The organism is Kutzneria sp. NPDC051319 (assembly GCF_040682195.1).
In the GTDB taxonomy this organism is placed as follows: Bacteria; Actinomycetota; Actinomycetes; order Mycobacteriales; family Pseudonocardiaceae; genus Kutzneria.
In genome coordinates this window covers 74,485-100,272 of the sequence record NZ_JBFBAM010000008.1, presented here as the reverse complement: position 1 = coordinate 100,272, position 25,788 = coordinate 74,485, and the positions used below count along the sequence as shown (strand labels likewise).

The window sequence follows — 25,788 nt, the reverse complement described above, 5'->3', positions numbered from 1 at the left end:
CCTGGTACCCGTCTTACTAGCAAGAACAGCAGCTGGTTGGCAGCCTAGCCGCCGGATAGCGTCGCCGTGTGAAGATCGAGAACCGCTGGCTCGACGTGCCCGTGGCGGGCGAGCCCGAGCCCATGTCCGCCTACCTCGCCCAGCCCACCGAGCCCGGTCCGCGCGCGACGGTGCTGGTGGGCTTCGAGCTGTTCGGCGTGACCGACTACGTGTGCGCCGTCGCCGACCGCATCGCGGCCCTCGGCTACACCGCCGTCGTGCCGGATTTCTACCACCGCTCCGGCCGCCGCATCGCGCTGCCTGCCACCGCCGACGGCCGAACACGGGGCTTCGAGCTGCTGTCGCAGGTCACCCGGGACGGCGTCGATCGCGACATCGAGGCCCTGCTCGACCAGCTGCCCGGCCCGCACGCCATGGTCGGCCTCAGCGTCGGCGGCCACATCGCGTACTACGCCGCCGCCCGGTTCCCCTTCGCCGCCGTGGCCACGTTCTATCCCGGTTGGCTCACCGACGCCACCATCCCGCTCGGCCGCCCCACGCCCACCCTCGCCCTCACGCCCGGCATCAAGGGCCGCCTGCTCTTCCTCGTCGGCGACGGCGACAACCTCTTCACCCCGGCCCAACGTGACGAGATCGCCGCGCGCCTCCGTGACGACGGCATCGACCACGACTTCGTCGTCTACCCCGACACCCCGCACGGCTTCTTCTGCGACGAACGCGACTCCTACCGGCCCGCGGAGGCCGCGGATGCCTTCAACCGCGTCACGTCGATGCTGGCCGATCACCTGGGCTGATCGCCGGCCAGGAAATCTGCTGCCGCCTTGGCGAAGCGGGCGCCCATGAGGCGATGGGTCTCGGCGTCGGGGTGGAGGTTGTCGGGCAGCTCGGGGTCGCCCTCGGCGTAGAGCTCGCGGCCGTCCAGGTAGTGCAGATTGGGGTCGTCCTCCGAGCGTTGCTTGACGATGCGGGCCAGCTCCTCGCGGATGACCGACAGCGTGAGTTTGCCGGGAGCCGGCTCGCCGGTGGCGCGGAAGCGGACCTGGCCGCCGTCCATGACGGGCATGGCCGGGCCGGGGGTCTGCTCGTGGATGGCGCAGAAGATCGGCGAGACCACGAGCAGCGGCGTGTCCGGATGGCCCTCGCGGATGGTGTCGAGGAAGCCGTGCACCGAGGGGCCGAAGACGCGCAGCCGCATCACGTCGCCGTTGACGAGGTTGATGCCCAGCTTGAGGCTGATCACGTCGGCGGCGGTGTCCCGGATCGCCCGCGCGGTGAAGGGATCGAGCATCGCGCTGCCGCCGAAGCCGAGGTTGATCAGCTCCACGCCGGCCGCAGCGGCGGCGAGGGCGGGCCAGGTCTGGCTGCCGCTGGCGGCGTTCGAGCCGTGGCTGATCGAGCTGCCGTGGTGCAGCCAGACCCGGCGCTCGGTCGTCACGGCCTCGACCGGCGCATCCGTGCGCAGGGCGATGAGTTCGGTGATCTCGTTGTACGGCAACCAGATCGCCACCTCCTTCGACCCCGGCGGGAGATCGAAGCGGACGGTGCCGACCGGGCCGGACACGGTCTCGGCGCCGCCGGTGGACATGTCGATGCGGAGCTCGTTGCCGCCCGTCGTGCTGGCCTGGCCGACCAGCTTTCCGTCGACCAGCAGGTCGTACAGGGCGTCCGGACGCGCAGGCGCGCCGACGTAGACGTTCTTGGTGCGTAGCGTGTCCAGCTCCACAGCCGTCGCGGAGGTGCGGAACACCAGGCGGATGCCCGAAGTCTGTGCCTCGGCCATCATCAACTGCCCGTCGGGGATCTGCACGCGTGCGCGGGCCAGCAGCCGATGCGGCTGCACGCCTTGCTCGGTCGGCTCCAGGGCCAGCGCGCCCCGCACCAGCTCGGCGGTGATCGGCGTGGTGATCCAGTCGTTCATGACACCACCCTGTCACAAAGCCGCGGGAACAGTGGACCCATATCGGCCGGTGTCGACGGAATTGCTTGTCAGGTGTCCTAACGCGTGCGATAAACGAAACCGCTTATCATTTCAACGACGAAATCAGTGGGGTGTCGTCGGCGGAAGCCTCTCGACGCGCAGTGCTCGCCGGCCCCTGATCACCGGACTGGTGTCCACATTGGACAAGGCCGGTCGCCGACATCCGTGAGACGAAGTCTCAGCTGACGATGGTCGGCGGCGAGATCGCGCACGACGGCTCGGCCCCAGCCGCACCAGCGGCCTTCGCGGCTCGCAACGCCCCCGGCGCGACCGGTGCCCGAACCTTCCCCGGCCACAGCCACACCGCCTGCGGCCACCCCTGACCCCACCTGAGTGGCTCATTTGCCGCAAGGGTCCACGTGAGTGGCTCAAGTGCGCGAACAGCGCAAATGAGCCACTCACGTGGGACAAAAGCGACCACTTGCCGCCGTCGGGCCGCCGCTGAGCGGCGGAAAGGAGCCGTTGGGCAGAAGTGGTGCCCGAAAGGCTAACGATCAGCGTCGCCGCCGCGAATTAGCCTCGTGCCGGGATTCCCAAGTCTCCACCCGGTGCCGCGTGGTCCCCCTGTCACCCCCGAGCGGGGGGATCACGTCGGCTTGAAGAACTCCCGCACCGCCGCCGCGACCAGCTCCGGCTGCTCCTCCGGCAGGTAGTGGTCGCTGGGCAGCGCCCGACCCGTCACGTCGACGCCGTAGCCCCGCCAGACATCGAGCACGTCGTAGGTGGCGCCGACGAAGCTGTGCTCTCCCCACAGCACCAGCAGCGGGCACTCGATCCGCCGGTCGACGTCGGCGTTGTCGTGCACCAGATCCGCGCCGGCGGCCGCCCGGTAGTCGGCGCAGGAAGCGGCGATCGACGCCGGATCGGAGAAGCAGCGCACGTACTCGTCGACGGCGGCCGGGTCGAAGGCGGTGCCGCCGCTGTGGCGGGAGTTCATCCGCGACCGGATCCAGAACTCGGGCTCGGCGCCCAGCAGCCGCTCGGGAATCCCGTGGCCGGCGGCCAGGAAGAACCAGTGGAAGTAGCCCAGCCCTACCGCCGCGTCAACATGCTCGAACGTGTGTCGGGTCGGCACGATGTCCAGCAAAGCCAGGCGTTCCACGGCATCGGGCGCGTCCAGGGCCATGCGGTGCCCGACCCGCCCGCCCCGGTCGTGCCCGACCACGCCAAAACGGTCGAAACCCAGTTGGCGCATCAGGGAAAGCTGGTCGGCGGCCATGGCCCGCTTGGTGTACTCGGGGTCGCCCTCGGTCGGCGCGGGCTTGTCGCTGTCGCCGTAACCGCGTAGATCGGCGAGAACCACGGTGTGATCGGCGGCCAGCAAAGGCGCCACGCGGTGCCAGATCAGGTGCGTCTGCGGATACCCGTGCAGCAGAAGCAGCGGCGGGCCGTCGCCTCCGACCGTGCAGTGGATCCGGGCGTCACCGGTGTCGATGTCCTGGTACGTGAAGGAACCCGGCAACAGGCTCACGCGAACTCCAACACCGTCTTGGTGAACTCCACGGTCGACGCGGTCCCGCCGAGATCCGGCGTGCGCACCGGCGACGTGGCCAGGCAGGCGGCGATGGCGTTCTCGACCTGGGCCGCCGCCTCCGCGTGACCGAGGTGGTCGAGCAGCAGCGCGGCGGTCCAGATGGCCCCCAACGGATTCGCGATGCCGCGGCCGGCGATGTCCGGCGCGGAACCGTGCACCGGCTCGAACATCGACGGGAAGTCCCGCTCCGGGTTGAGGTTGGCCGCCGGCGCGATGCCGATGCCGCCGGCCACCGCGGCCGTCAGGTCGCTGAGGATGTCACCGAACAGGTTGGAGCCGACGATCACGTCGAACCGGGTCGGGTCCAGCACCAGCTTGGCCGCCAACGCGTCCACGTGCTCGGCCCGCCACGACACGTCGGGGTGGCTGGCGGCGACCTCGGCCACCACCTCGTCCCAGAACGGCATGGTGTGCACGATCCCGTTCGACTTGGTGGCCGAGGTCAGCACCCCGCGGCGGTTGTCGGCCAGCGTGAACGCGTACTCGGCGACCCGAGAGATGCCGGCCCGCGTGAACACCGCCTCCTGCACCGCCATCTCCTCCGGGAAGCCCCGGTGCAGCCGGCCGCCGATCTCGCCGTACTCGCCCTCGACGTTCTCGCGCACCACCACCAGGTCGACCTGGCCCGGCAGCGCCGTGCGGACCGGGCTCGGCAGGCCCTCGAACACCTTGACCGGCCGCAGGTTCACGTACTGGCGGAAGCCGCGGCGGATCGGGATCAGCAGCCCCCACAGGGAAACGTGGTCCGGCACCGACGGATCGCCCACCGCGCCGAGGAAAACGGCGTCATGGTGACGGATCTGGTCCAGGCCGTCGGCCGGCATCATGGCGCCGGTCTCGTGATAGCGGGCGCAGGACCAGTCGAACTCGTCGTAGGCGAAGGTGACGCCGTGCCGCGCGCCGACGGTGTCCAGCACGTGCCGGGCCGCCGGCGTGACCTCGTGGCCGATGCCGTCGCCGGGGATGAGCGCGATCCGATGGGTGACCATACGTCCGATCACAGCACCACTGCCGACCCGCGGTCCAAGACCGGATCTCAGCCCGCGTGATAGGCGTTGCCTATGAGAGCATGGCCATGAACGCCGCGGCCGCCGGGCTCAGCTCGGCCGGCCTCGTGGCCAGCGAGATGTGCAGGTACGCCTCGGGCTCCAGGTCGTGCACCCGCGCCCCGCTGCGCAGGGCCAGCCCGGCCCAGGCGTCCGACAGCACGGCCATGCCGGTGCCGTTGAGCACCAGCGGCAGGATCGCCTCCCGGTGCTCGGTGTCCACCACGGCCGTGAGGTCGACGCCGCTGTCCCGGATCCGGTCCACCAGCCGCCGCATGCCGCTGCCGACCTGGCCCACGATCAGCCGGTGGCCGGCCAGCTCCTCGTGCCGAACGACGTGCCCGGCCGGGAACGGGCCGTCCGGCGGTGTGACCAGCACGAACCGCTGGCGCCCCAGCGACGTGAAGTGCACGCCGGCCGCCGTCGGCTCCTCCGTCGAGGCCAGCAGGCCCACCTCCACCGCGCCGGCCCGCACCATGTCGATGACCGAAGACGCCGTGAAGGCCGCCCGCACCGCGACCGACATGCCGGGATGCTTCGCCGTGAACGCCCCGATCAGGCTGGGCAGCGGCTCCACCGCCTGTGACGGCGTCGCCGCCATCTCCACCCGGCCCACCGCCAGCCCCGACACCGATTCCACGCTGGCCCGCGCCGCCGCCAGCCCCCGGACCACCTGCCGCGCCGGCTCCACCAGCGCCCGGCCGGCGTCGTTGAGCACCAGCCTTCGGCCGATCCGGTGGAACAGCGGCTGCCCCAGGTCCTTCTCCAGTGTCCTCAGCGCTTGCGACAGCGACGGCTGCGCCACGTGGAGCGCCGCCGCGGCCCGGCCGACGCCGCCGTGGTCGACCACTGCCAGGAAGTACTCCAGCTGCCGAGCGTCCACAGTGGCCAGTATTTCACCTGAGCGTGACCTATCACCCGTTCCGGGGTATGTCGGCGCACCAGCGGTGATCACTAGGCTGGTCGGCGACTTCGAGGAAGAGGTGGCAACGGGTGGAGCGACCGGACTGGGCCCCCAAGGACGTCGACATCGAGAAGGCCAGCGCCGCGCGGCTGTACGACTACTTCCTGGGCGGCAGCTACAACTTCGAGGTCGATCGGGCGCTCGGGCGTCAGATCGAGCAGGCGGCGCCGGGCGTGCCGGAGTTCGCCTTCCTCAACCGCGCCTACCTGCGGCGGGCCGTGCGCTACATGCTGGCGCAGGGCATCGACCAGTTCCTCGACCTCGGCTCGGGCATTCCGACCGCGGGCAACGTGCACGAGATCGCCCAGAACGCCAATCCGGACGCCCGCGTCGTCTACGTGGACAACGAGCCGGTGGCGGTCGCGCACGCGGACCTGATCCTGGAGGACAACCCCAACGCGGTGGCCATCGAGGCCGAGCTGCAGGACCACGCCACGGTCCTCGGCCACGAGAAGACCCGGGGGCTGCTGGACTTCAGCCGCCCGATCGGCCTGCTGGCCGTGGCCGTGCTGCATTTCCTGCCGACCGGCGTCGACCCCAACGCGGTGCTGGCCGAGTACCGCCGGGCCCTGCCGGCCGGCAGCTACTTCGCGCTGTCGCACCTCACCCGTGACGTCGGCAGCGACCAGGTGGACCAGATCATGCGGCTCTACGCCCAGTCGCAGAACCCGATCACGCCGCGCAGCAAGGATGAGATCACCGGTCTGTTCGAGGGTTTCGACGTGGTCGACCCGGGCATTGTGTTCACGCCGCTGTGGCACCCGGAGTCGCCCGAGGACATCGGCGAGCGGCCCGACCGCAGCGGCGCCTTCGTCGGGGTCGGCCGCAAGCCCTAGGCCGGCGGGGCGTCGGCTGAATACACCAGCCTTGGAGTGCTGCGCCGGCGGGGCGTCGACGCAGCACCGTGGTCAGTCGCGGTCGGCCCGTGCGGCGGCGTGGCGGAACTTGTGCCGGTAGGAGCGGGCGGTGGTGCCGACGTGGCGCTGGAAGTTGCGGCGCAGCGTCTCCGGCGATCCGAAGCCGACCATGGCGGCGATCTCGGCCACCGGGTGGTCGGTGGTCTCCAGCAGCAGCTTGGCCCGGTCGATGCGCTCGCGGTTGACCCAGTCGAAGATGGTGGTCCCGGTGGCGGCGCGGAACTTGCGGACCAGGCTGCGCTCGCTGATGTAGGACTGCTCGGCCACCTTGGCCAGGGACAGCGGCTCGTGCAGGTGCTCACGCAGCCAGGCCATGACCGTGGCCATGGGTTCCCGGTCCTCGTCGCGGCGCGAGCGGGCGTCGCCGCGCCAGGGGGCGGCGATGACCGCCCGGCCCACCGCCTCGGCCCGGGGCCGTCCGACGTCCATGGCCAGCAGGTGCAGGGCGAGGTCGATGCCGGAGAGCATGCCGCCGCCGGTGTGCACCCGCTCGTCGTCGACGTACGAGTGGTCGCCATCGAGGTGAACGGAAGGGAAGAGGTCGTGGAATTCGCGCGCATACTTCCAATGTGTGGTTGCCCGGCGGCCGTCGAGCACTCTCGCCTGGCCGAGCAGGAATGCGCCGGTGCCGAAGCCGACCATCCGCGCGCCGGCCGCATAGGCGGCCCGCAAAGCATCGATGAGCGCCGGGCTGCGCGGCGTGAGCGGATTCTCGACGCCGGGCACGATGACGGTGTCGGCGGTAACCAATGTCTCCAGCGGGGCCAACTCGCCCGCGCCGTTCTGCTCGCCGCACAGCACGACTTCGTACTGCCCGGCGACATCGGACTCGGCGTTGGCTCTCGGGCCGAATACCTGGCGCACGACATCGATATCGAGCGAAACCGCGTCGTTCGGCGCCACGAGCGCGATGACGTGCCGGTAGCGGCCGCGGGACAGCGCCGGCCGGCCGGCGTCGGCACGCATCACGACGGCCTGCTGCCCGTGCGGACTGGCCCGCCATACCTTGCCGTGACTGGTCGCGAAGGTGGTGTAGGCCGGATACACCTGCATCGGCGTCGCCATGGTCGCCGTCCTTTCGAGGTGTCGCCGCAGGCTCGCACGGCGTCGGCCGCTCTCGCACCGTCGCGCATCGGCGCACGCTCCTACGGGGTTTGCGGGGGTTGTCGAGAACCTACCCATCCGGGCGGGGAATGAGCATCAGTCATCCGACCGTGGATGTGTAGGTAGGCCATTACGTCATCCGGCGAATTGGCGGCGTCCGTGGCGCATGTGGCGCACGCTGGGCGATCGAACACCCCGTGTTGAATGCCGTTCCGCCCGGCGTTGTGAGGTTGCCGTGAAGGAGAACGTTCGCATTTCAACTTCTCGTAGCATAAAGGCGGGATAAGCGTCCGGCCAGAGCGAATCCCGCCTTCTTCGTGGCGTCGACGCGTGATCTGGCCGGATGTGTGGGATCGCCCGTGCGGTGGGCCGGCTAACTGGGCATGTGGCGTAGGGCTGGCCGCGGCCAACACCTCGTCGCCGAGCATCGACTGTTGCGGCAGCTTGTAGTCGTCCCTGATGCCCGACGGGCAACCCCAGGTGGCGGCCACGACGGCGTCCGAACCGGGACCACCCGGTCTCCCAACGGTTCATGCCCTCGGGCGACACCCGAAGAAGGTCGTGAGTGTCCACTGTGTACACCCGCAGGTCCCGCCAAGCGTGCGAGGGCTGCGCCGGCGTGTTCTCGGTCATCGGTCTCGACACGCGGCCGGCATCGCTGGCACGCCAGAAGGTGCGACCCGTTCGGCGCAGCGGCGGCGTGGCCGAAAGCGTGTCGCTCTCACGTACAGGTGCACCGGCTTGAGTCGGTGTCCGATGTGGCCGATGGTCAGATCAGCAGCGAGCCACGGCGCAAAAGGGGATGTGCCAACGCTCCGGGCGGGTCGCGCTGTCCACATTAGACTCTGCGTAGGAGCCGGTGTGTCCACCAGACGCATCGTCGCGACGCTCGCGGCATCCATCGTACTCACCGCCCCCGACGGGCGGCGACGACGGGCCGGCCGCCGACTCCTGCGTGCGGAAGGCCCCGCTCGGCGACCCCGACGACCCCCTGTCCGGGCTGTGCGCGATCCCCGGCTCGGCCTCACCGAGACCTCGGAGGAGCGCCCGCCCTGCGACAGCTGTGAGCGCGGCGGCGGCACCATCATCGACGGCATCGACAAGAATGGCCTCAGCTACAAGGAGGGCGAGAAGCTGCGGCTGTACGTCTACAGCAACGAAGCGGGCAAGTACGAGGTCTGTTCGCTGACCCTCGGCTCCGCCGGCTGACACAGGGCGGTCCCTGACCTCAGGGGGGAGGGAGGCCAGGGACCGCAGGACCAGGATAGCCCCTCCCGGGCGGCTCAAACCACCAACCGCGCCGGAATTAGTCCACCAGCTCACGCTGTGAGAGGCGGACCTCCTCGATGTCGAGGCGGGCCTGGAGCTGGCGGAGCACGGTGTCGTCGATGCGGCTCTCGTCCCGCAGCCGCACGACGGTGGCGCGCTTGCGGGCCAGCAGCGCCAGCCTCAGGGCGGTGTAGTGCTGGTCATGACGCAGCGCGGGGGCGTCGGCCTCGTCCTCGTCGCCGTCGTGCAGCACGTGAAGATGCTTCTCGAACTCGCGGTTCAGCCGATCGACGACGTCCGGGTCGGTGCCGAGCTCGTCGGCCACCATCGGCATGGCGGCCAGCGCCTCCTCGGTGGCGATCCGTTGGGCCAGCCGGCGTTCCTCGGCCACGGCGTGGTCGTCGGGCAGGTGGGCCCAGCGCACGACACCGGGCAGCACCAGTCCCTGCCCGACCAGCGTCACGATGATGACGCCGGCTGTGACGAACACGATCATGTCCCGGCCGGGGAAGGGCGCCCCGGACACGACGGCGTCCGGCACGGCCAGGGCGGCCGCCAGCGACACCGCCCCACGGAACCCGGACAGGCCACTGACGATCCGGCTGCGATGGCTGACCCGGCGCAGCCGCTGCGACGGCCGTCGGTCGACGGCCCGGATGATGTAGACGCTGACGAACAGGAACACGATCCGCACGGCCACCAACACCACGCACACCACGGCCACGGTGAGCAGGCCGCGCAGCAGGCTGCCGCTGGCCAGCCCGCGCACGGCGGCGTGCGACTGCAGTCCGACCAGCACGAACAGCGCCCCGTTGAGCAGGAACGTGGACAGGCCCCAGAAACCCTGTGACAGCTGGCGCGTCTCGGCCCGGCCGATGCGCGGCATGACCTGGCTCATGATCAGCCCGACGGTGACCACGGCCAGCACCCCGGACGCGTGGATGGGCTCGGCCAGCAGGAAGGCCAGGAACGGGGTGAGGATCATCGCCACGTTGCCCAGCAGCGGGTCCTCGATCCGCCGGCGGATCGGGATCGTCACCGCCGCCGTGACGACACCGGCCGCGATGCCGCCGACGTAGGCCAGCACGAACAGACCGCCCACGTGCGGGACGGTGAACTCCTCCTGGCCGACGGTGATGCCCACGGCCAGCCCGAAGATCACCAAAGCGGTGCCGTCGTTGACCAGGCTCTCGGCCCGCAACGTGGTGATCAACCGGCGCGGCAGCATTCGGGCCAGCACGCCCACGGCGGTGGCGTCGGTCGGCGCGACCGCCGCGCCGAGCACCCACGCCGGCCCCCACTCCATGCCCAGCCAGTGCGCGGCCGCGGCCACTGCCCCGGCCGTCACGACCACCAGCACCGTGCTGACGAGCACGATGCCGCGCAGATTGTTGCGGATCTCGCGGAGCGAGGCGGACAGGCTTTCCCAGTACAGCAACGCCGGCAGGAACAGCAGCAGCACCACTTCGGACGGCAGTTGCACGCTCAGCACGTCCGGCACGAACCCCAGCAGCACACCGCAGGCCAGCAACACCACCGGCGGCGCGACCCGGAAGCGCTGCGCCACCACACCGGACACCAGCACCGCCACGCCCAGCGCGACCACGAGTTCAAGACCGAGCACGTCGACCTCCTTCGACCGCGGCAATCATGCCGCCTGTCGACGCCCTCGGTGCACTGTGGAGGGTTACGGGGAGGTTCAGAGGCGCGGACCGGTGCTCGCGCGGGGCGTCAGCCGCGGCGGCAGCAGTCGGATCTCCGGCTGCGTGTGGCCGGCCACCTGGCGGAGGACCATCTCCACCGCCATCCCGCCCAGCTCCGCCGCCGGGACGGGGACGGTCGTGAGCGGCACGGCGCCGCTGATGGCCGCGGTGTCCGAACACACCGCCACCACCGAGAGGTCGTCCGGCACGCGCAGCCACCGCCGGTGCAGCTCGGCCATCGCGATCGGCAGCACGGCCTCGTTGTGCACGACGAGCGCGGTCGGCTCGCCGGCGAGCAAGGTGTCCAGGCAGTCGCGGACGGCGTCGTAGTTGGGCGCACACGGCCGAGCCCGCAGGTGCGTGCCGTGGCTGTTGGCGGCGTTGGTGATGCCTCGCAGGAACCGGCCGGCGGAGCTGGCGCCGCGCTGGTAGGCCGCGGGAGACGGGCCCACCAGCGCGATCGACCGGTGCCCGAGGTCGGCGAGGTGCTCGACACAACGGGCGCCGGCGGTCTCGTAGTCCAGGTCCACGCAGGTCAACCCGGCGGTCTGGTCCGGGGCGCCGATCAGCACCACCGGACGGGCCAGCGACAGCAGAGTCGGCAGGCGCGGGTCGGCGGACTCCACGTCCAGCACGATCATGGCGTCCGCGATGGCCGAGGAGATCACCCGGCGCAGCGCGGCCGGGCCCTCGTCCTTGGTCAGCAGCAACAGGTCCTGGTCGTGGTCGCGGGCGGACGTGGCCACCGCGGCCACGAAGTCCATTACGGTCAGGTCCTCGCGCAGGGGCGCGACCAGCGCCAGCACGTTCGTGCGACTGGTGGCCAGGGATCTCGCGCCGGCGTGCGGGTGGTAGCCCAGCTTGCGGATGCTCTGCTCCACCACTCGGCGGGTCTGCGGGGAGATCGACCGCTTGCCGCTGAGCACGTAGGACACCGTGCTCGGCGCGACGCCCGCCGCCCGTGCGACATCGATGATGGTCACCACGGAATTGGTCCCCTCGCACAGGTTGGAGCGCATCGACGTTCTTATTCACGCTAGAACACGCGATCCCGCCTGTGCAAGAAGCAATTCGACACGTTCGAAACATTCGATGAACGGCCACTGCAAACGGTTGTCGAATCCGTCGAACGAGCATGTCGAGGTCATCTGAATCGATACTGAGATGCGCGTTTGTCGGCCCAGGTCTGCACAATTGCCCTGTGTTACCCGCTCCATTCAATTCGCAGTCGCCGCCGTCGGCGTTCGAACCGGTTCAGCCGAGTCGCGGCACGCCCGGTCGGCCGAAATTCGGTGGCGGTCGTTCCTAGGCTGATCGGGTGGTCGACACGAGCTGGAAGTGGGACGCGACGCTGTTCGCGGGCAGCGCCGCCTACTACGCGCGCGGAAGAACGCCCTACCCGACGGCGCTCGGCACCGCGCTGGCCGACGACCTCGGTCTGGACGGAACGGGCCGGTGGTTGGATGTCGGCTGCGGGCCGGGAACGCTCACGCCGCACCTGGCCGACCGGTTCGAGCGGGCGGTGGGGATCGACGCCGACCGGGAGATGATCGAGGAGGCCTCCCGTTCCGGCGTCACGAACGTGGAGTGGCGGCTGATGCGGGCCGAGGAGCTGCCGGCCGGGCTGGGGGAGTTCCGGCTGATCACCTTCGCCCAGTCGTTCCACTGGATGGATCGCGCCCCCGTCGCCGCCGCGGCCCACGGCATGCTGACCGCGGACGGGGCCCTGGTGCACGTCCACGCCACGACGCATCGTGGCATCGACGGTGGTGTGCCGTATGACGAGATCGGTGAGCTGGTGCGAAGCTTCCTCGGGCCGGTGCGGCGTGCGGGCCAGGGAGTGCTGCCGAACGGCACCCCAGGCGGCGAGAGCGACTTCTACCGGGCGGCGGGATTCCAAGGGCCGCACCGCATCGAGCTCCCGGGCCCGGTCGTCACGCGCGACGCCGACGACATCGTGGCGGCCGTCTTCTCGACGTCCAGCTCGGCCCCGCACCTGTTCGGCGAGCGGGCACAGGAGTTCGAGGCGGCGCTGCGTGAACTCCTTGGCCCACAGCCGTTCCACGAGCGGTTCGGCGACATCGCGCTCGACGTGTGGCGGCCGTGAGACACCGGCAGTACTACGTCAACGAGGTCCGCCTCGGCCCCGACACGTTCCGAGTGATGCACCCGGCGAAACCGATCGCCCATGGCCCGCTGTACGAAACCTGGTCGGGCACGGAGATGCTGGTGAGTCGGGCCGGCGCCGTCGACCTCGCGGTGGCCTGGTGGCTGGCCGCTCGCTCGCCGCGGACGCTGGTGTACCTGCCCCTGCGGTCCAGCGGCTGCCAGGTTGCCCCCGACTACCTGGAGCGGAAGCTGGACCTGGTGCTGATGCACCACAGCCTCGGTTTCCGGGCCGCCCGCTGGAAGGACGTCCGGGCCCGTCTCACGCCGACGGGCCTGCAGAAGGTCACGGCTGCCGAAGAAGCCGTTCCCCGCCTTCGGCCGCCCCGACTACCTGCGCATCCACCACCGCGAGTTCCGCGACCACCTACACCACAAGGTCGCCGCCGACACGCTGTTCCTGACCGGCAGCCGGCACGCGTACGAACTCGAAGGCCACCGGATGTCGGAGTTGCTCAACGTGACCCCGGATTTCCACACCTGCGCGGAGATCGGCGTCGGCATATGGTCCGGCAGCGGCTCGTCGGTCGAGCGTCGAAACGCGCCGGAACTACTGCATGTCGTGTGCTGCGCCGATCATTGGTGAGTGGGCAGGAACCGCGGCGCCCGCCTCGCGTCGGCGAGCCGTTCGAACGCGGCGGCGAGGGCGATGACCTCCGCGTCCTTGTCCTTGCCGGCCATGAATGACACGCCGACAGGCAGCGGGCCGTCGAAACCGGCCGGCACGGTGATGCTCGGGTAGCCGGCGACGGCGGCGGGCGTGGAGGAGCTGATCTCGTACCCGTCGCCGCGAACGTGGTCGGTGGGCCAGGCGGGGCTGTTGGTCGGCGCGATGATCGCGTCCAGTTGGTGGTCGGCGACCAGATCGTCGATGAGGTGCCGCGCCAGATCGGTGGCGGTGGCCCGCTGTCGGCGGTACGTGGCGTCGGTGAGCGGCGGGGCGGTCTGCGCCTGGTAGAACAGCTCCTGCCCGAACTCGGACAGCTCGACCGGGTCGTCCTCGTTGAACGCAATCAGCTCGTCGAGGGTCTGCGGTCCGCCCGGCCGCGTCGCCAGATAGGCGTTGAGGTCATGCTTGAACTCCGCGACCAGCGCCGACCATTCGAGGCCGCCGAGCTCGTCCAGGTCGGGCATCGCCACGTCGACGAGAACCGCCCCGGCGGCGCGAAGGGTGTCCACGGTGTGCTGCCAAACCTCTTCGACGCCGGCGATGGTCCACACGCCGATCCGCTTGCCCCGCAACGACATGGATGCCGGCATGTAGTCGCGGCCGGCCAGCACCGACAGCGTGATGGCGGCATCGACGACGTGCCGGGCGAACGGTCCGGCGGTGTCCTGCTCGTGCGAGACGGGCACGATGCCCTCCGCGTTGACCACGCCCAGGCTCGGCTTGATGCCGACGATCCCGTTGGCGCCGGCCGGGGACACGATGGAGCCGTCGGTCTCCGTGCCGATCGACACCTGGGCCAGCGCCGCCGCCACCGCGACCGCCGACCCCGACGAGGAACCGCTCGGATTCCGGTCCAGCACATACGGATTGTTCGTCTGGCCGCCCACCGCCGACCACCCGGACGTCGACTTCGTGGAGCGGAAGTTGGCCCACTCCGACAGGTTCGCCTTGCCCAGGATCACCGCCCCCGCGTCCCGCAGCCGCCGCGCCAACGGCGCATCCTGCTGAGGATTCACGCCGAGCAGCGCCCGTGACCCGGCGGTCGTCGGCATGTCGTGGGTGTCGATGTTGTCCTTGAGCAGCAAGGGAATCCCGTCCAGCGGCCCCAGCACGCGGCCGGTGCGCCGCCGCTCGTCGCTGGCCTCGGCCTGGGCCGGCGCGGTCGGGTCCAGGAAGACGATGGAGCTCACCTTCGGCTCCAGCTCCCGGATGCGCTCCAGATACGCCTCCGTCAGCCGCACCGAGGTCAAGGCCCCGTCGGCCATCCGAGCCTGAAGGTCTGGGATCGTCGCCCCGTCGAGATTCACGGGCTCAGCCTAGGGAATCCCGTGCAAAGCGGTCCGGGCCGGCCGCAGCGGCGGCCGGCCCGGAACGAAAAACCGTCACACTCAGACGTCGAAGCGGTCCAGGTCCATGACCTTGGCCCACGCCCGCACGAAGTCGGCCACGAACTTGGCCTTCGCGTCGTCGCCGGCGTACACCTCGGCGACGGCCCGCAGCTCGGAGTTGGAGCCGAACAGCAGGTCCACGCGGCTGCCGGTCCACTTGACGTCGCCGGTGGCGTCGACACCCTCGTAGGTCTCCTCGTCGGAGCCCTTGCGCCACTGCACGCCCATGTCGAGCAGGTTCACGAAGAAGTCGTTGGTCAGCGATCCGACGTTCGACGTGAACACGCCCAGCGGGGACTGCTGGAAGTTGGCGCCCAGCACCCGCAGGCCACCCACCAGCACGGTCATCTCGGGCGCGCTCAGGGTGAGCAGGTTGGCCCGGTCGACCAGCAGGTACTCGGACGGCAGCCGGTTGCCCTTGCCGCGGTAGTTGCGGAAACCGTCGGCGGTGGGCTCCAGGGCGGCGAACGACTCGGCGTCGGTCTGCTCGGGCGTCGCGTCCGTGCGGCCGGGCGTGAACGGCACCGTGACCTCGTGACCGGCGGCCTTGGCCGCGGCCTCGACGGCGGCGACGCCACCGAGCACGATCAGGTCGGCCAGCGAGACCTTCTTGCCGAAGGACGACTGCACGCCCTCCAGCGCCCGCAGGACCCGCGCCAGGTTGTCGGGCTCGTTGACGTCCCAGCTGCGCTGCGGCTCAAGGCGGATGCGGGCGCCGTTGGCGCCGCCGCGCTTGTCGCTGCCGCGGAACGTGGACGCCGACGCCCACGCCACGGACACCAGCTGCGACACCGACAGGCCGGTGCCGAGGATCTGCGCCTTGAGGGCGGCGATGTCGGCGTCGTTGATCAGCTCGCCGTCGGCGGCCGGCACGCGGTCCTGCCAGATCAGCTCCTCCTGCGGCACCAGCGGGCCGAGGTAGCGCTGGATCGGGCCCATGTCGCGGTGGGTCAGCTTGAACCAGGCGCGGGCGAACGCGTCCGCGAACTGGTCGGGGTTCTCGTGGAACCGGCGCGAGATGGGCTCGTAGATCGGGTCGAAGCGCAGCGCCAGGTCGGTGGTGAGCATCGTGGGCGTGCGGGTGAGCTCACCGGTCTCCGGGTCGGGGAAGGTGTTCGCGCCCGCGCCGTCCTTCGGCTTCCACTGGTTGGCGCCGGCGGGGGACTTGGTCAGCTCCCACTCGTAGCCGAAGAGGTTGTCGAAGAAGCCGTTGTCCCACTGGGCCGGCGTGGCGGTCCAGGTGACCTCCAGGCCGGAGGTGATGGTGTCGCGGCCCTTGCCGGAGCCGAAGGCGTTGCGCCAGCCCAGGCCCTGCTCCTCCAGTGACGCGCCCTCCGGCTCGGGGCCGACGTTGGCGTCGGCGTCGGCCGCGCCGTGCGTCTTGCCGAAGGTGTGGCCGCCGGCGATCAGCGCGACGGTCTCCTCGTCGTTCATGGCCATCCGGCCGAACGTCTCCCGGATGTCGCGGGCCGAGGCCAGCGGGTCCGGGTTGCCGTTGGGGCCCTCGGGGTTGACGTAGATCAGGCCCATCTGCACGGCGGCGAGCGGCGCCTCCAGGTCGCGGTCGCCGGTGTAGCGGTCGTCGCCCAGCCAGGTGGTCTCCGGGCCCCAGTACACATCCTCGTCCGGCTCCCACACGTCGGCGCGGCCGCCGGCGAAGCCGAAGGTCTTGAAGCCCATGGTCTCCAGCGCGCGGTTGCCGGCGAAGACCATCAGGTCGGCCCACGAGATCGACTGGCCGTACTTCCGCTTGACCGGCCACAGCAGGCGGCGGGCCTTGTCCAGGTTGGCGTTGTCCGGCCAGCTGTTGAGCGGGGCGAAGCGCTGCATGCCGGCGCCCGCGCCGCCGCGGCCGTCGTGCGTCCGGTACGTGCCGGCGCTGTGCCAGGCCATGCGGACCATCAGGCCGCCGTAGTGGCCGAAGTCCGCCGGCCACCAGTCCTGCGAGGTGGTGATGACCGCGTCCACGTCGCGGGCCAGCTCGTCCAGGTCGACGGAGGCGAACGCGGCCGCGTAGTCGAACTGCTCGCCCAGCGGGTTGGCGACCGCGGGGTGCTTGCGCAGGATCTTCAGGTTGAGCTGGTTGGGCCACCAGTCGCTGTTCACGCCGCCCTCGGTGGGGTGCTTGAAGCGCCCGGTGACCGGGCACCCACCAGCGCTGGGGTCGTTCATCTCTCCAACAACGGCGTCGGGCTTGTCAGACAAGGGAATCCTTCCGGAACTTGAGGTACGGCGTTACGAGATGGGCGCCGCGGCGCGGTCGGAGCACTGGCCCCAGTGGATGACTTCGGCCTCGTCGATCACGAAACCGTGCTCGTCGGAGGCGGTCAGGCCGGGTGCGGAGCCGACGGCGCAGTCCGCGTCGGCGATGACTCCGCAGGTCCGGCCCACGACATGGTGGTGGTTGTCCCCGACCTGGGACTCGTAGCGGGCCACGTGGCCGGCCGGCTGGATGCGCCGGATCGGCCGAGCGGTCGTGAGGACCTTGAGCACGTCGTAGAGGGCCTGGTGGGACATCTCGCCCGCATCCGTGCGCACGGCGCCGAGAATCGTGTCGGTGTCGGCGTGGGAATGGGCGTGCACCACAGCCAGCGCCGCCACCCGGGGCCGCGTCACCCGCAGCGCGGCCAGGCGCAGCATCCGCTCGTAGTCCGAGGAGGTGGGCACGGCGGCAGTCTGGCCCACTTTCTGGAATCAATCAAGTTTTTGTGGGCATCCAATAGGTGAACAGGCGTGTCGCCAGTGGGCCGGACGGGGTAGTGCGTCCGCATCGGACGGCCATCGTGTCCGAGGGTGGGGTTGACCCCGTCCAGTGGATCTTGAACCTAGCGCAGCGGCCGGCAGCGGCCGCCGCGGGGTGTCGGCTCGATCGGGAATTCGATCTCGCCGAATGCGGTTAATTCGTCCCGACGGGCCACCATCAATAAGCCGGCACTGCCCATCCTCCCGTCATCCGATGAGCCCTTCGCGGCCGCACGCCGACCTTTTACTCCGTTCAGTCGGCTCGGATTCTCCGGCAATGATATAGCCTCATCTCCGCAGTGCGACCGAATTGTCGCGCATTTCGGAGGGAATTATGCGTGGTGCGTTGGCCATCGCCGGCCTCGTCCTGTCGTTGTTCACACCCGTGACCGATTCGCAGACTTCGTCGCCGCCGCCCGGAAAGATCACGCTCGATATCAAGACCATCAACGGTTCCGGTTGCCCGGCCGGCACCGCGGACGCCGCCGCCGTGGTCTCGTCCGACAACACGTCGTTCACCGTCACCTACAACAACTTCGTCGCCCGCACGGGTGGCGGCGCCTCGGCGATCGACCAACGCAAGAATTGCCAGATCAACGTGCTCGTCCACGTTCCGCAGGGCTTCACCTATGCGATCGCGGAGGCCGACTACTCCGGATTCGCCCATCTCGCCGCCGGCGCGACGGCGCTGGAACAGGCCAACTACTACTTCACCGGCACCGCCGCGACGGCCCGGGTTCCGCACACGCTGACCGGCCCGTTCGACGGCCAGTGGCAGACCAAGGACGCCACCGATGTGGCCGCCCTCGTCTACGCCCCCTGTGGCGTCGACCGGAATCTGAACATCAACGCCGAGTTGCGCGCCGGAGTGGGCACCTCGGACCGCAGTGCCGGCAGCTTCATCGAGATGGACACCTCGCACGCCAGCGTCAGCACCGTCTACCAGTTCGCCTGGAAGGAGTGCTGAGGCGGAACCGCACGTCTCGGGGGCGGATTCCCGGCGGGGATCCGCCCCAGTTGCATCCGGAGCTGTTCGCCGACGAACTGCCGCCGCGGTGTTGCTGATCACGCTCGTGCCGACCGCCGAGACCCTGCCGCGGGCCAGGCGCACCGCCCGCGCGTCAGCCGGCCAATAGCGGTAGATACCCGTCGCGCTGCCCGGCCGCGTTGGGGTGGAACGACCCCGAGACGTCCGGGAACAGCACGCCGTTGATCCACGCCTCGCGGCCGCAATAGCCGTGCCCGGCAAAGGCCGGCCGCGCGTCGACAAAAACGGCCCCGGCTTTCACGGCCCGGTCCCGCATCACGTCCGCGAGCCGATCGGCGCCCTCGTTCAACGCCCGTCGCTTGTCCGTGCTCAGCGAACACGGGCCGTTGTCCTCTACGACGTGCGGGTATCCCAACACCACCAGCCGGGCATTGGGGGCCTTGGTGTGAATTGCCTGGAACGTCGACGACAGGCTGTCGCCGAGCGGCCCGTCGGTGACCTCCTCGGCCTGCCGCACCTTGGCGACGCAGGCCTCGTCGCCGCTGAGCACGCACGTCGTCATCACGTCCGAGAACCCGACGTCGGTGCCGCCGACGGTGATGCTCACCAGCGACGTGGCCGGGGTCAGATCACCGAGCTGGTCGTTGACGACGTCGGCGGTGCCGGCCCCGCCGCACGCCGCGAGGTGGGCATTGACCAGGTGCTGCCGCGCCGCGTACAGGCTGGGGTAGGCCTCCGGGCTCCGTCCACACTGGCCGGTGGAGCCGGAGGTGCCCACCCCGGCCGCGTAGGAGTCGCCCAGCGCCACGTACTCCGGCGCGAACGACCCGTGCGGGCCGCCCACGATCAACGATCCGATCAGCAACGCCGTGAGTCCAGGCATGGAATGTGAGTACCACACACCATGTCACCCGGACCGGTGAATCTCAGGCCCGCAGCTGCCGATCGAGGTCGCGCAGCGCGTGCAGGAACACCTCCGAGAACGTCGGGAAGGGCTGGATCACGTCGAGCATGGCCTCCAGCGGCACCTTGGCCCGGATGGCCACGGTGGCCTGCTGGAGCCATTCCCCGGCCTCCGGGCCGAGGGCGTAGGCGCCGGTGAGCACCGAACCGTCGGAGATCAGCGTGAGGAACCCGGGAGTCGTGTCGTAGGCCCGCGTGTAGGTGGAGGTTCGTGGCACACCCGAGAGCTGGATGGTCGACGTGAACGTCCCCTCGGCGGCGCCGACGGCGGCGGCCTGCGGGTCGGTGAACACCACGCGCGGCACGGCGTCGTAGTTGATCGTCCGCGGGCGGCCGTGGATGTTCGAGGCCACGATCCGCCCGTGGTACTCGCCGACGTGCGTGAGGTTCCACTGCCCGGTGACGTCGCCGATGGCCCACAGCCCGTCGCCGGCCGACATCCGGTCGTCGACCGGGATGCCGTGCGGATTCGCTTCCACGCCAACGGTTTCCAGGCCGATGCCCGCGACCCGCGGCTTGCGGCCGGTGGCGACCAGCAGCTTGTCCGCGCGGAGCTGGGTGTCGTCGGGCAGGTCCAGCACGTACTCGTCGCCCTCCATGCGGGCCCCGCTGGCGTGCTGGCCCAGCACCAGCTCCACACCGTCGGCGATCAACGCCTCGGCCAGGGCCTCGCCCAGCGCCTTGGGCTCGCGGGGGAGCACCCGGTCGGCCCCGTCGACCAACGTCACCTGGGAACCCAGGCGGTGGAACGCCTGGGCCAGCTCCACGCCGGTCGGGCCACCGCCCAGCACCAGCAGACGGCGCGGGATCTCCTTGGCTCCCGTGGCCTCGCGGTTGGTCCAGACTCCGTGCAGTTCACGAAGCCCGGGAACGGGCGGGATCACGGGGTCCGAGCCGGTGGCGATGACGATATGTTCGGCCGTGAACGTGCGGTCGCCGACCGCCACCGTGTGCGGGCCGGCCAGCCGGCCCGTGCCGCGCAACACCTCGATGCCGGCGCCCTCGGCCCACTTCTGCTGGCCGGCATCGTCGTAGGAGGAGACCATGAAGTCCCGCCACGCCAACACGGCGGCCGCGTCGACGGGGCCGGTCACCGCCTCGCGTGCGCCCGGCACATGCCGCGTCCCGGCGACGGCCTCGCCGGGACGCAGCAGTGTCTTGGACGGGATGCAGGCCCAGTACGAGCATTCGCCGCCGAGCAGCTCCCGCTCCACGATGGCGACCCGCAGGCCGCCCTCGGCGATGGCGGCCGCGCAGTGCTCTCCGGGCGCACCGCCCCCGAGGACGATCGCGTCGAATCGGTTGCCGGCGTTCACTTCTGCTGCTCCTGAACCATGTACTGGGCATACCACGACGGCCAGTCGGCGTCCTCATGACCGAGTTGCTTCTCGTGCTCGCCGTGCGCCGCGGCGGCCCGCCGCAGCGCCTCGGCCAGCTCCGTCGAGTTCTCGTACGTCGCGCTCATCGTCACTCCCGTCCGGGCAGGCGGCTGGTGATCTCCTGCAGGACCCACTCGTTGCCGTCGGGGTCGCTGAAGCGGGCGAACGAGGAGTAGCTGCGGCGCTCCGGGTCCGGGCCGGCGACGTCCTTCTCCCCGTTGGCGTGGTGGAAGACGCCGTCGGCGTCGTGGAACACCTCGCTGACCTCGACGCCCCGTCCGGTCAGCTCGGCGTGGGCCTTCTCGATGTCGTCCACGATCAGGTGCAGGCCCTGGGCCGAGCCCGGCCGCGCGCCGCTGATCTTGGCCCCGAAGATCACCGAGGCCTTCGACCCGGGCGGCGTCAGCTGGATCACGCGGAAGCCGTCCTTGCCGGGGAAGTCGGCGTCCTCGCGCCAGCCCAGCCGGGTGTAGAAGGCCTTGGCCCGGTCGACGTCGGAGACGGGCAGAACCACGACCTCGAGCTTCATGTCCATGGTCGGACTCCCTGTTTCGGGGCCATCCCGTGATGACCGCTGGCCCAAGGCTGCGCCCCCGGCGCGGGCCCTCGCACCCGTGTAACACCCTGGTCCCGGGGGCCCCAGGGTCCCTGGGCCCTAGTCGTCGAGCACGCGCTTGAGCAGGTCGCGCAGCTCCCGCCGCTGGTCGGCGGGCAGGGTGGCCAGGGGATCGCGGGCGAACGGCATGTTGTCGTCGAGGTCGGCGATGACCGCCACGCCCTCGTCCGTGGCCGCCACGAGCCTGCCGCGGCGGTCCTCGGGGTTGGGGCGGCGCTCCAGCAGCCCGGACTCGGCCAGCTTGTCCACGATCGGCGTGACGTTGGACGGCTCGGCGTGCAGGACCTCGGCGATGCGGCGCATCGGCACCGGCGTGCGGGCCGCCAGCAGGGCCTTGGCCTGCATCGGGGTCAGCCCGTGCCGGGCGGCCGCGGCCTGGGCTTCCACCGTGTAGCGGCGGGTGATGGCGGCGATGAGGCCGACCACTTCGGCGGTTGTGTCCAGGGCCACGTCTCCCTCCAGGTCGTTATGAAGCATAATGGTTATGGTAGATAACTAGCGAGAGTAGGGCGACATGACCGACACCGTTCTCATCACCGGCACATCCTCCGGCATCGGGCTGACCACCGCGATCGCCGCCGCCAAGGCCGGCTGGCGGGTCGTCGCCACCATGCGCGACACAGGCAAGGCCGAGGCCCTGCGCGCCGCCGCCTCCTCGGCCGGCGTCGGCGACCTGATCGACATCCGTCCCTTGGACGTCGTCGACGCCGAGGCCGCCGAGGCTTGTGTCGAGGGCATCGTCCGCGACCACGGCCGTCTCGACGCCGTGATCAACAATGCCGGCGTCGGCCACCTCGGCACGTTGGAGCAGGAGACCATCGACGACGTCCGCACCGTGTTCGAGGTCAACTTCTTCGGCGTGCTCAACGTGACCAAGCCCGCCCTGCCCCACCTGCGTGCCTCCGCCGGGCGCCTGCTCACCGTCACCAGCGTCGGCGGTGTCGTCGGGCAGCCCTTCAGCGAGTCCTACTGCGCCGCCAAGTTCGCCGTCGAGGGCTACATGGAGTCCCTCGCCCCCACCGTCGGCGCCCACGGCGTCCGCGTCACCGTCGTCGAGCCCGGCGCAGTCGCCAGCGAGTTCGTCACCAACGTCGCCTTCGACCCCGCGCAGCTGGAGTCCTTCGGCCCGTACGCCCCCCAGCTCCGCAACGTCCTCGACCACATCGGCGGCGCCTTCGCCGCCGCCCAGTCCTCCGACGACGCCGCCGCTTCCATCGTCTCCACCCTCACCGCCGACAAGCCCCCCTTCCGCGTCCAGACCTCGGATCACGCCCGGACCTTCAGCGCCACCAAGCTCTCCGACCTCGACGGCTCCGCCGTCCAGAACATGACGGCTGCCTGGGTGTCCTGAGTGTCGCGGGGAGGGCGTGCCTGCTGCGGCGGCGGAAGTCATCTGTTCGTAAAGGGCCCTTATGCCGTCAAGGTTGAGGATGCCTCGCGGCGGCGGTGCCGGCCGAGGGAGCGCCACCCGGCGGCCACCGTGAGCAGGACGGCTACGCCGGATGCCGCGAAGCCGGCGCGCGGTCCGAGCCACTCCGTGACACCGGCGGCGAGCAGGCTCGTAATTGGCAACATCCCGGGCAGAGCCATCGTCCACACGCTCATGACCCGGCCTCGCATCGCCGGGTCGGTCTCCAGTTGGACGAGCGTGTTGGCCACGGCGATGAACCAGATGGAGGCGAAGCCGGCGGCGGCCATGCCGGCGTAGGCGATGGCCGGGTTCGGGGCGTAACCGATCAGCAGCGCCGCCATCCCGGTCGCGACGGCGAGGATCCGGACCCGGCGTCCGGTCGGCCACGGTGTCGCCGCGGCCAGGGCGGCCCCGGGCAGCGCCCCGATGCCGAAGGCGGCCATCAGCGTCCCGAAGCCCGCGCCGCCGAGCTGCCACACCTCGGTGGCCAGCAGCGGCAGGGCGACGCCCATGTTGAACAACATGCCGGCGGCGGCGGCCAGCACGATGCAGGCCAGGATCGCCGGCTGCCCCCTGACGTACCTGAGTCCGGCCCAGATCCGCCCGGGTTCCCGTGCCGGGCGGTCGATGCGCTCCGAGCGGGTCTTCGTGCGTACCAGCACGATCAACGAACCCACGTACGACAGCGAGTTGACGACGAAGCACCACGTGATGTCCGCAGTGGTCAGCAGCACCCCGCCGAGCGAGGGCCCGAGCACCCGCGACGCGTTGACCACGACCTCGTTCAGGCTCACCGCGCTGGCCACGCCCTCGCCGCCGACCAGGTCGCGGACGAACACCTGCCGCGCCGGGCTGTCCACCGCGCTGACCGTCCCGGTGGCCAGGGAGATCGCGAACACCATCCACAGCTGGACCGCGTCCGTCGCGACCAGGACGCCCAGCAGCAGGGAGAACGTGGCCAGCAGGGACTGCGTCGCCATCAGCAGCCGCCGGCGGTCCACGTGGTCGACCAGCGTGCCCGCCCAGGGGCCGAGCGGGATCAGCGGGGCCATCGTGCACACCGTGACCAACGCCAGGAACAGCGCGTTGGAATCCAGCCGCAGCACCAGCCATGTCACCGCCACCGCCTGAGTGGTCGTGCCCGACGCCGACAGCACCTGGCTGCCGAACCACCACCGGAACTCCGACCTGGCCAATGCGCCGAACATTCGCGACAACGTCGGTAGACCCACGAGTTCCCCCTCGCTTTGAACTAAAGTGAGGCTATCAGCCGGTTCCAATAGTTTATGCTGAACGAATGGATGCGGAGGAACGGCTGTTGGACTTGCTCGGGCGTTCGGTCGGCCTGACCCGGGCTCAGCTTGCCCGCGAGCTCGGTCTGTCCAAGGCGACCGTCTCGGGCCTGGTCGGCGACCTGCTCGCACGCGGCGTGGTGACGGAAGCGGAGCAGAGCGCCGGCGGAACCGGGAGCATCGCGCGGCCGGTGGAGGCGGGCGGGGCGATCGCGGTACCGCGCAAAAGCGCTGGCGGTGTGGGGCGGCCGGGGACGGTGGTGCGGCTGACCGGGCCGGATCGGGCGTTCGCGGTGCTCAGGTGGAGCGGGCATCACCTGTGGTCGACGCTGGCGGACTTCGCGGGCGGCACGCTGGCGGCGCGGTCCGACGAAGTGCCCGTGGACATGGACCAGGCGGAACTGGTGGCCGACGTCGAGGCGGAACTGACCGGGCTGCACCGGGAAGCGGGCAGGGAGGCCGGATACACGCTCGGCGTGGTGCTGGCGGTGCCGGCGCCGTTCCAACCCGGCGTGGGGATTCCGGCGCCGGGGCCGTCGGCGTGGGCGGCGAAGCCGGAGGAGTCGCCGATGTGGGCGCACGCGGGCTGGCTGGCCACGGATCCGGTGCCGGCGCTCAAAGAACGCCTCGGTATCCACGTGATCGCGGAGAACGACGCCAACCTCGCGGCCCTGGGCGAGGCGACTGCGGGGGCGGGGCGAGGACTGGACAGCGTGGTGTACGTGAAGGTCACGCCGAACACCATCGGCATGGGCATCGTGCTGGGCGGGCGGATTCACCGTGGTGCCAACGGTTTCGCCGGCGAGCTGGCTCATGTGCAGGTCAACCCGCAAGGCCCGCTCTGCTACTGCGGCGGTCGAGGGTGCCTGCGAGGGCTGCTGGGCCAGGCGCTGGTCGACGCGGTGAGACCGGCCTACCAGCGGGACATCACGTTCCAGGATGTGCTGGCGCTGGCCGAGGCCGGCGAACCGGGGCCACGGCGCATCCTGGACGACCTGGGCCTGACCCTTGGCCGCGCACTGGCCGACTTCTGCACGCTGCTCAACCCGGCGGCGATCATTGTGGACGGTTCGCTCGGCGGCGCGGGGGAGATCGTGGCGGCGGCGGTGCGGGAGTCCATCGCCCGGCACAGCGCCCCACACGCCGCGGGGGCGGTACGGGTGATGTGTGGGGAATTGGCGGAAAGGGCGGAAGTGCTGGGCGCGCTGGCGATGGTGAGGGACCGGCGGTACGGATGAAGTCGGCCTAGGGGAACGCGGCGGGGAGACAGCGGCAGGGTGAAGCCGCTCTAGGACTCGCGGTTCAGGAGCTGGGCGGCCTCGGCCAACACCCGGTGGGAGATGCCGGGGTCCTTCTGCTCGGCGGCGGCGACGCCGCGCCACTTCGCCAGCAGGACGCGGGTGCTGGTGAGGTCGCCGGAGCGGGCGGCCTCGCGGCGGACGACCGAGAGCTCGTTCTCGAACTCGGGGCGGAGCAGAGGCGGCAGGGCGGGACCGAGGGCGGACAGCTCGGCCGAGAGCTCGGCACCGGTCATGTCCACGGTGGACGGAAGCATGCCAAGGACGGTAACGGGCAAGGAAAAGTGGCGCTAGCTGACCGGTGTCGGGAGGCAACGGAAAGGGCACGGACGGTCGGACGGGAAAGGCCCGGGAGGCGGA

The 25,788-nt window shown here is 70.5% G+C and carries 24 protein-coding genes; 7 read left to right on the top strand and 17 right to left on the bottom strand.

Annotated features, from left to right (window positions below; genetic code table 11):
• Positions 1 to 68 precede the first annotated feature (68 nt).
• Positions 69 to 794, top strand: a complete 726-nt coding sequence (locus tag AB0M73_RS10165; protein WP_363889378.1) for a dienelactone hydrolase family protein — start codon at positions 69 to 71, stop codon at positions 792 to 794.
• Here the strand turns inward: AB0M73_RS10165 and AB0M73_RS10160 are convergent.
• The 4 genes from AB0M73_RS10160 to AB0M73_RS10145 form a co-directional block, all read right to left on the bottom strand.
• Positions 782 to 1,918: a GDSL-type esterase/lipase family protein gene (locus AB0M73_RS10160; protein WP_363889376.1), complete on the bottom strand. Its 1,137-nt coding sequence runs from the start codon at positions 1,916 to 1,918 to the stop codon at positions 782 to 784. The genes AB0M73_RS10165 and AB0M73_RS10160 overlap by 13 nt on opposite strands.
• A 646-nt stretch (positions 1,919 to 2,564) precedes the next feature.
• Positions 2,565 to 3,449 carry an alpha/beta hydrolase gene (locus tag AB0M73_RS10155; protein ID WP_363889375.1) on the bottom strand — a complete coding sequence of 295 codons (885 nt, stop codon included), beginning with the start codon at positions 3,447 to 3,449 and terminating at the stop codon, positions 2,565 to 2,567.
• A complete protein-coding gene (locus AB0M73_RS10150) occupies positions 3,446 to 4,501 on the bottom strand; it encodes a tartrate dehydrogenase (RefSeq protein WP_363889373.1) in 1,056 nt (351 codons plus the stop codon). The genes AB0M73_RS10155 and AB0M73_RS10150 overlap by 4 nt, the downstream gene beginning before the upstream one ends.
• Positions 4,502 to 4,571: 70 nt before the next feature.
• Positions 4,572 to 5,441: a LysR family transcriptional regulator gene (locus AB0M73_RS10145; protein WP_363889371.1), complete on the bottom strand. Its 870-nt coding sequence runs from the start codon at positions 5,439 to 5,441 to the stop codon at positions 4,572 to 4,574.
• Positions 5,442 to 5,551: 110 nt separating this feature from the next.
• Here AB0M73_RS10145 and AB0M73_RS10140 point away from each other — a divergent pair, with 110 nt between their 5' ends.
• Positions 5,552 to 6,358: an SAM-dependent methyltransferase gene (locus AB0M73_RS10140; protein ID WP_363889369.1), complete on the top strand. Its 807-nt coding sequence runs from the start codon at positions 5,552 to 5,554 to the stop codon at positions 6,356 to 6,358.
• 72 nt (positions 6,359 to 6,430) lie between these two features.
• On the opposite strand, the gene AB0M73_RS10135 is transcribed toward AB0M73_RS10140, so the two are convergent.
• Positions 6,431 to 7,504 carry a helix-turn-helix domain-containing protein gene (locus AB0M73_RS10135; protein WP_363889367.1) on the bottom strand — a complete coding sequence of 358 codons (1,074 nt, stop codon included), beginning with the start codon at positions 7,502 to 7,504 and terminating at the stop codon, positions 6,431 to 6,433.
• 1,041 nt (positions 7,505 to 8,545) lie between these two features.
• Between AB0M73_RS10135 and AB0M73_RS10130 the strand changes: the two genes are divergently transcribed.
• Positions 8,546 to 8,752 (top strand): hypothetical protein, encoded by a 207-nt coding sequence (locus AB0M73_RS10130; protein WP_363889364.1) that lies wholly within the window; start codon positions 8,546 to 8,548, stop codon positions 8,750 to 8,752.
• Between the two features lie 97 nt (positions 8,753 to 8,849).
• Here the strand turns inward: AB0M73_RS10130 and AB0M73_RS10125 are convergent, their stop codons facing one another.
• A complete protein-coding gene (locus AB0M73_RS10125; protein ID WP_363889363.1) occupies positions 8,850 to 10,436 on the bottom strand; it encodes a Na+/H+ antiporter in 1,587 nt (528 codons plus the stop codon).
• Positions 10,437 to 10,511: 75 nt separating this feature from the next.
• The gene (locus AB0M73_RS10120; protein ID WP_363889736.1) at positions 10,512 to 11,501 is read right to left on the bottom strand and encodes a LacI family DNA-binding transcriptional regulator; all 990 of its coding nucleotides are present in this window, start codon (positions 11,499 to 11,501) and stop codon (positions 10,512 to 10,514) included.
• Between the two features lie 332 nt (positions 11,502 to 11,833).
• On the opposite strand from AB0M73_RS10120, the gene AB0M73_RS10115 reads away from it, so the two are divergent.
• The gene (locus tag AB0M73_RS10115) at positions 11,834 to 12,622 is read left to right on the top strand and encodes a class I SAM-dependent methyltransferase (RefSeq protein ID WP_363889359.1); all 789 of its coding nucleotides are present in this window, start codon (positions 11,834 to 11,836) and stop codon (positions 12,620 to 12,622) included.
• 635 nt (positions 12,623 to 13,257) lie between these two features.
• Here AB0M73_RS10115 and AB0M73_RS10110 read toward each other — a convergent pair.
• The 3 genes from AB0M73_RS10110 to AB0M73_RS10100 form a co-directional block, all read right to left on the bottom strand.
• The gene (locus AB0M73_RS10110) at positions 13,258 to 14,658 is read right to left on the bottom strand and encodes an amidase (protein ID WP_363889357.1); all 1,401 of its coding nucleotides are present in this window, start codon (positions 14,656 to 14,658) and stop codon (positions 13,258 to 13,260) included.
• An 81-nt stretch (positions 14,659 to 14,739) separates the two neighbouring features.
• Positions 14,740 to 16,944 (bottom strand): catalase/peroxidase HPI, encoded by a 2,205-nt coding sequence (gene katG / locus AB0M73_RS10105; protein WP_363889354.1) that lies wholly within the window; start codon positions 16,942 to 16,944, stop codon positions 14,740 to 14,742.
• A 30-nt stretch (positions 16,945 to 16,974) separates the two neighbouring features.
• Positions 16,975 to 17,406 (bottom strand): transcriptional repressor, encoded by a 432-nt coding sequence (locus tag AB0M73_RS10100; protein WP_363889351.1) that lies wholly within the window; start codon positions 17,404 to 17,406, stop codon positions 16,975 to 16,977.
• A gap of 409 nt (positions 17,407 to 17,815) precedes the next feature.
• On the opposite strand from AB0M73_RS10100, the gene AB0M73_RS10095 reads away from it, so the two are divergent.
• A complete protein-coding gene (locus AB0M73_RS10095; RefSeq protein WP_363889348.1) occupies positions 17,816 to 18,448 on the top strand; it encodes a DUF4360 domain-containing protein in 633 nt (210 codons plus the stop codon).
• Between the two features lie 154 nt (positions 18,449 to 18,602).
• Here AB0M73_RS10095 and AB0M73_RS10090 read toward each other — a convergent pair whose 3' ends face one another.
• The 5 genes from AB0M73_RS10090 to AB0M73_RS10070 form a co-directional block, all read right to left on the bottom strand.
• The gene (locus AB0M73_RS10090) at positions 18,603 to 19,352 is read right to left on the bottom strand and encodes an SGNH/GDSL hydrolase family protein (RefSeq protein WP_363889345.1); all 750 of its coding nucleotides are present in this window, start codon (positions 19,350 to 19,352) and stop codon (positions 18,603 to 18,605) included.
• A 43-nt stretch (positions 19,353 to 19,395) separates the two neighbouring features.
• Positions 19,396 to 20,748 (bottom strand): NAD(P)/FAD-dependent oxidoreductase, encoded by a 1,353-nt coding sequence (locus AB0M73_RS10085; RefSeq protein ID WP_363889342.1) that lies wholly within the window; start codon positions 20,746 to 20,748, stop codon positions 19,396 to 19,398.
• Complete coding sequence (locus tag AB0M73_RS10080) at positions 20,745 to 20,897, bottom strand: hypothetical protein (protein WP_363889339.1); 153 nt, start codon at positions 20,895 to 20,897, stop codon at positions 20,745 to 20,747. The genes AB0M73_RS10085 and AB0M73_RS10080 overlap by 4 nt, the downstream gene beginning before the upstream one ends.
• Positions 20,898 to 20,899: 2 nt before the next feature.
• The gene (locus tag AB0M73_RS10075) at positions 20,900 to 21,346 is read right to left on the bottom strand and encodes a VOC family protein (RefSeq protein WP_363889336.1); all 447 of its coding nucleotides are present in this window, start codon (positions 21,344 to 21,346) and stop codon (positions 20,900 to 20,902) included.
• 120 nt (positions 21,347 to 21,466) lie between these two features.
• Entirely contained in the window at positions 21,467 to 21,904 is a 438-nt protein-coding gene (locus AB0M73_RS10070; protein WP_363889333.1) for a MarR family transcriptional regulator, read from the bottom strand.
• Positions 21,905 to 21,941: 37 nt separating this feature from the next.
• Here AB0M73_RS10070 and AB0M73_RS10065 point away from each other — a divergent pair, with 37 nt between their 5' ends.
• Positions 21,942 to 22,778 carry an SDR family oxidoreductase gene (locus tag AB0M73_RS10065; protein WP_363889330.1) on the top strand — a complete coding sequence of 279 codons (837 nt, stop codon included), beginning with the start codon at positions 21,942 to 21,944 and terminating at the stop codon, positions 22,776 to 22,778.
• A gap of 59 nt (positions 22,779 to 22,837) precedes the next feature.
• Here the strand turns inward: AB0M73_RS10065 and AB0M73_RS10060 are convergent, their stop codons facing one another.
• A complete protein-coding gene (locus tag AB0M73_RS10060; protein ID WP_363889327.1) occupies positions 22,838 to 24,046 on the bottom strand; it encodes an MFS transporter in 1,209 nt (402 codons plus the stop codon).
• An 89-nt stretch (positions 24,047 to 24,135) separates the two neighbouring features.
• Between AB0M73_RS10060 and AB0M73_RS10055 the strand changes: the two genes are divergently transcribed.
• Complete coding sequence (locus AB0M73_RS10055) at positions 24,136 to 25,368, top strand: ROK family transcriptional regulator (protein WP_363889324.1); 1,233 nt, start codon at positions 24,136 to 24,138, stop codon at positions 25,366 to 25,368.
• Between the two features lie 50 nt (positions 25,369 to 25,418).
• On the opposite strand, the gene AB0M73_RS10050 is transcribed toward AB0M73_RS10055, so the two are convergent.
• Positions 25,419 to 25,685, bottom strand: a complete 267-nt coding sequence (locus AB0M73_RS10050; RefSeq protein ID WP_363889321.1) for a DUF6247 family protein — start codon at positions 25,683 to 25,685, stop codon at positions 25,419 to 25,421.
• Positions 25,686 to 25,788 lie beyond the last annotated feature (103 nt).

Coding starts and splice junctions, on each gene's coding strand:
- AB0M73_RS10160 (WP_363889376.1), bottom strand. CDS start 1,918: ATGAACGACTGGATCACCACGCCGATCACCGCCGAGCTGGTGCGGGGC.
- AB0M73_RS10150 (WP_363889373.1), bottom strand. CDS start 4,501: ATGGTCACCCATCGGATCGCGCTCATCCCCGGCGACGGCATCGGCCAC.
- AB0M73_RS10135 (WP_363889367.1), bottom strand. CDS start 7,504: ATGGCGACGCCGATGCAGGTGTATCCGGCCTACACCACCTTCGCGACC.
- AB0M73_RS10095 (WP_363889348.1), top strand. CDS start 17,816: ATGCGTGGTGCGTTGGCCATCGCCGGCCTCGTCCTGTCGTTGTTCACA.
- AB0M73_RS10090 (WP_363889345.1), bottom strand. CDS start 19,352: ATGCCTGGACTCACGGCGTTGCTGATCGGATCGTTGATCGTGGGCGGC.
- AB0M73_RS10080 (WP_363889339.1), bottom strand. CDS start 20,897: ATGAGCGCGACGTACGAGAACTCGACGGAGCTGGCCGAGGCGCTGCGG.
- AB0M73_RS10075 (WP_363889336.1), bottom strand. CDS start 21,346: ATGGACATGAAGCTCGAGGTCGTGGTTCTGCCCGTCTCCGACGTCGAC.
- AB0M73_RS10070 (WP_363889333.1), bottom strand. CDS start 21,904: ATGCTTCATAACGACCTGGAGGGAGACGTGGCCCTGGACACAACCGCC.
- AB0M73_RS10065 (WP_363889330.1), top strand. CDS start 21,942: ATGACCGACACCGTTCTCATCACCGGCACATCCTCCGGCATCGGGCTG.
- AB0M73_RS10060 (WP_363889327.1), bottom strand. CDS start 24,046: ATGTTCGGCGCATTGGCCAGGTCGGAGTTCCGGTGGTGGTTCGGCAGC.
- AB0M73_RS10055 (WP_363889324.1), top strand. CDS start 24,136: ATGGATGCGGAGGAACGGCTGTTGGACTTGCTCGGGCGTTCGGTCGGC.
- AB0M73_RS10050 (WP_363889321.1), bottom strand. CDS start 25,685: ATGCTTCCGTCCACCGTGGACATGACCGGTGCCGAGCTCTCGGCCGAG.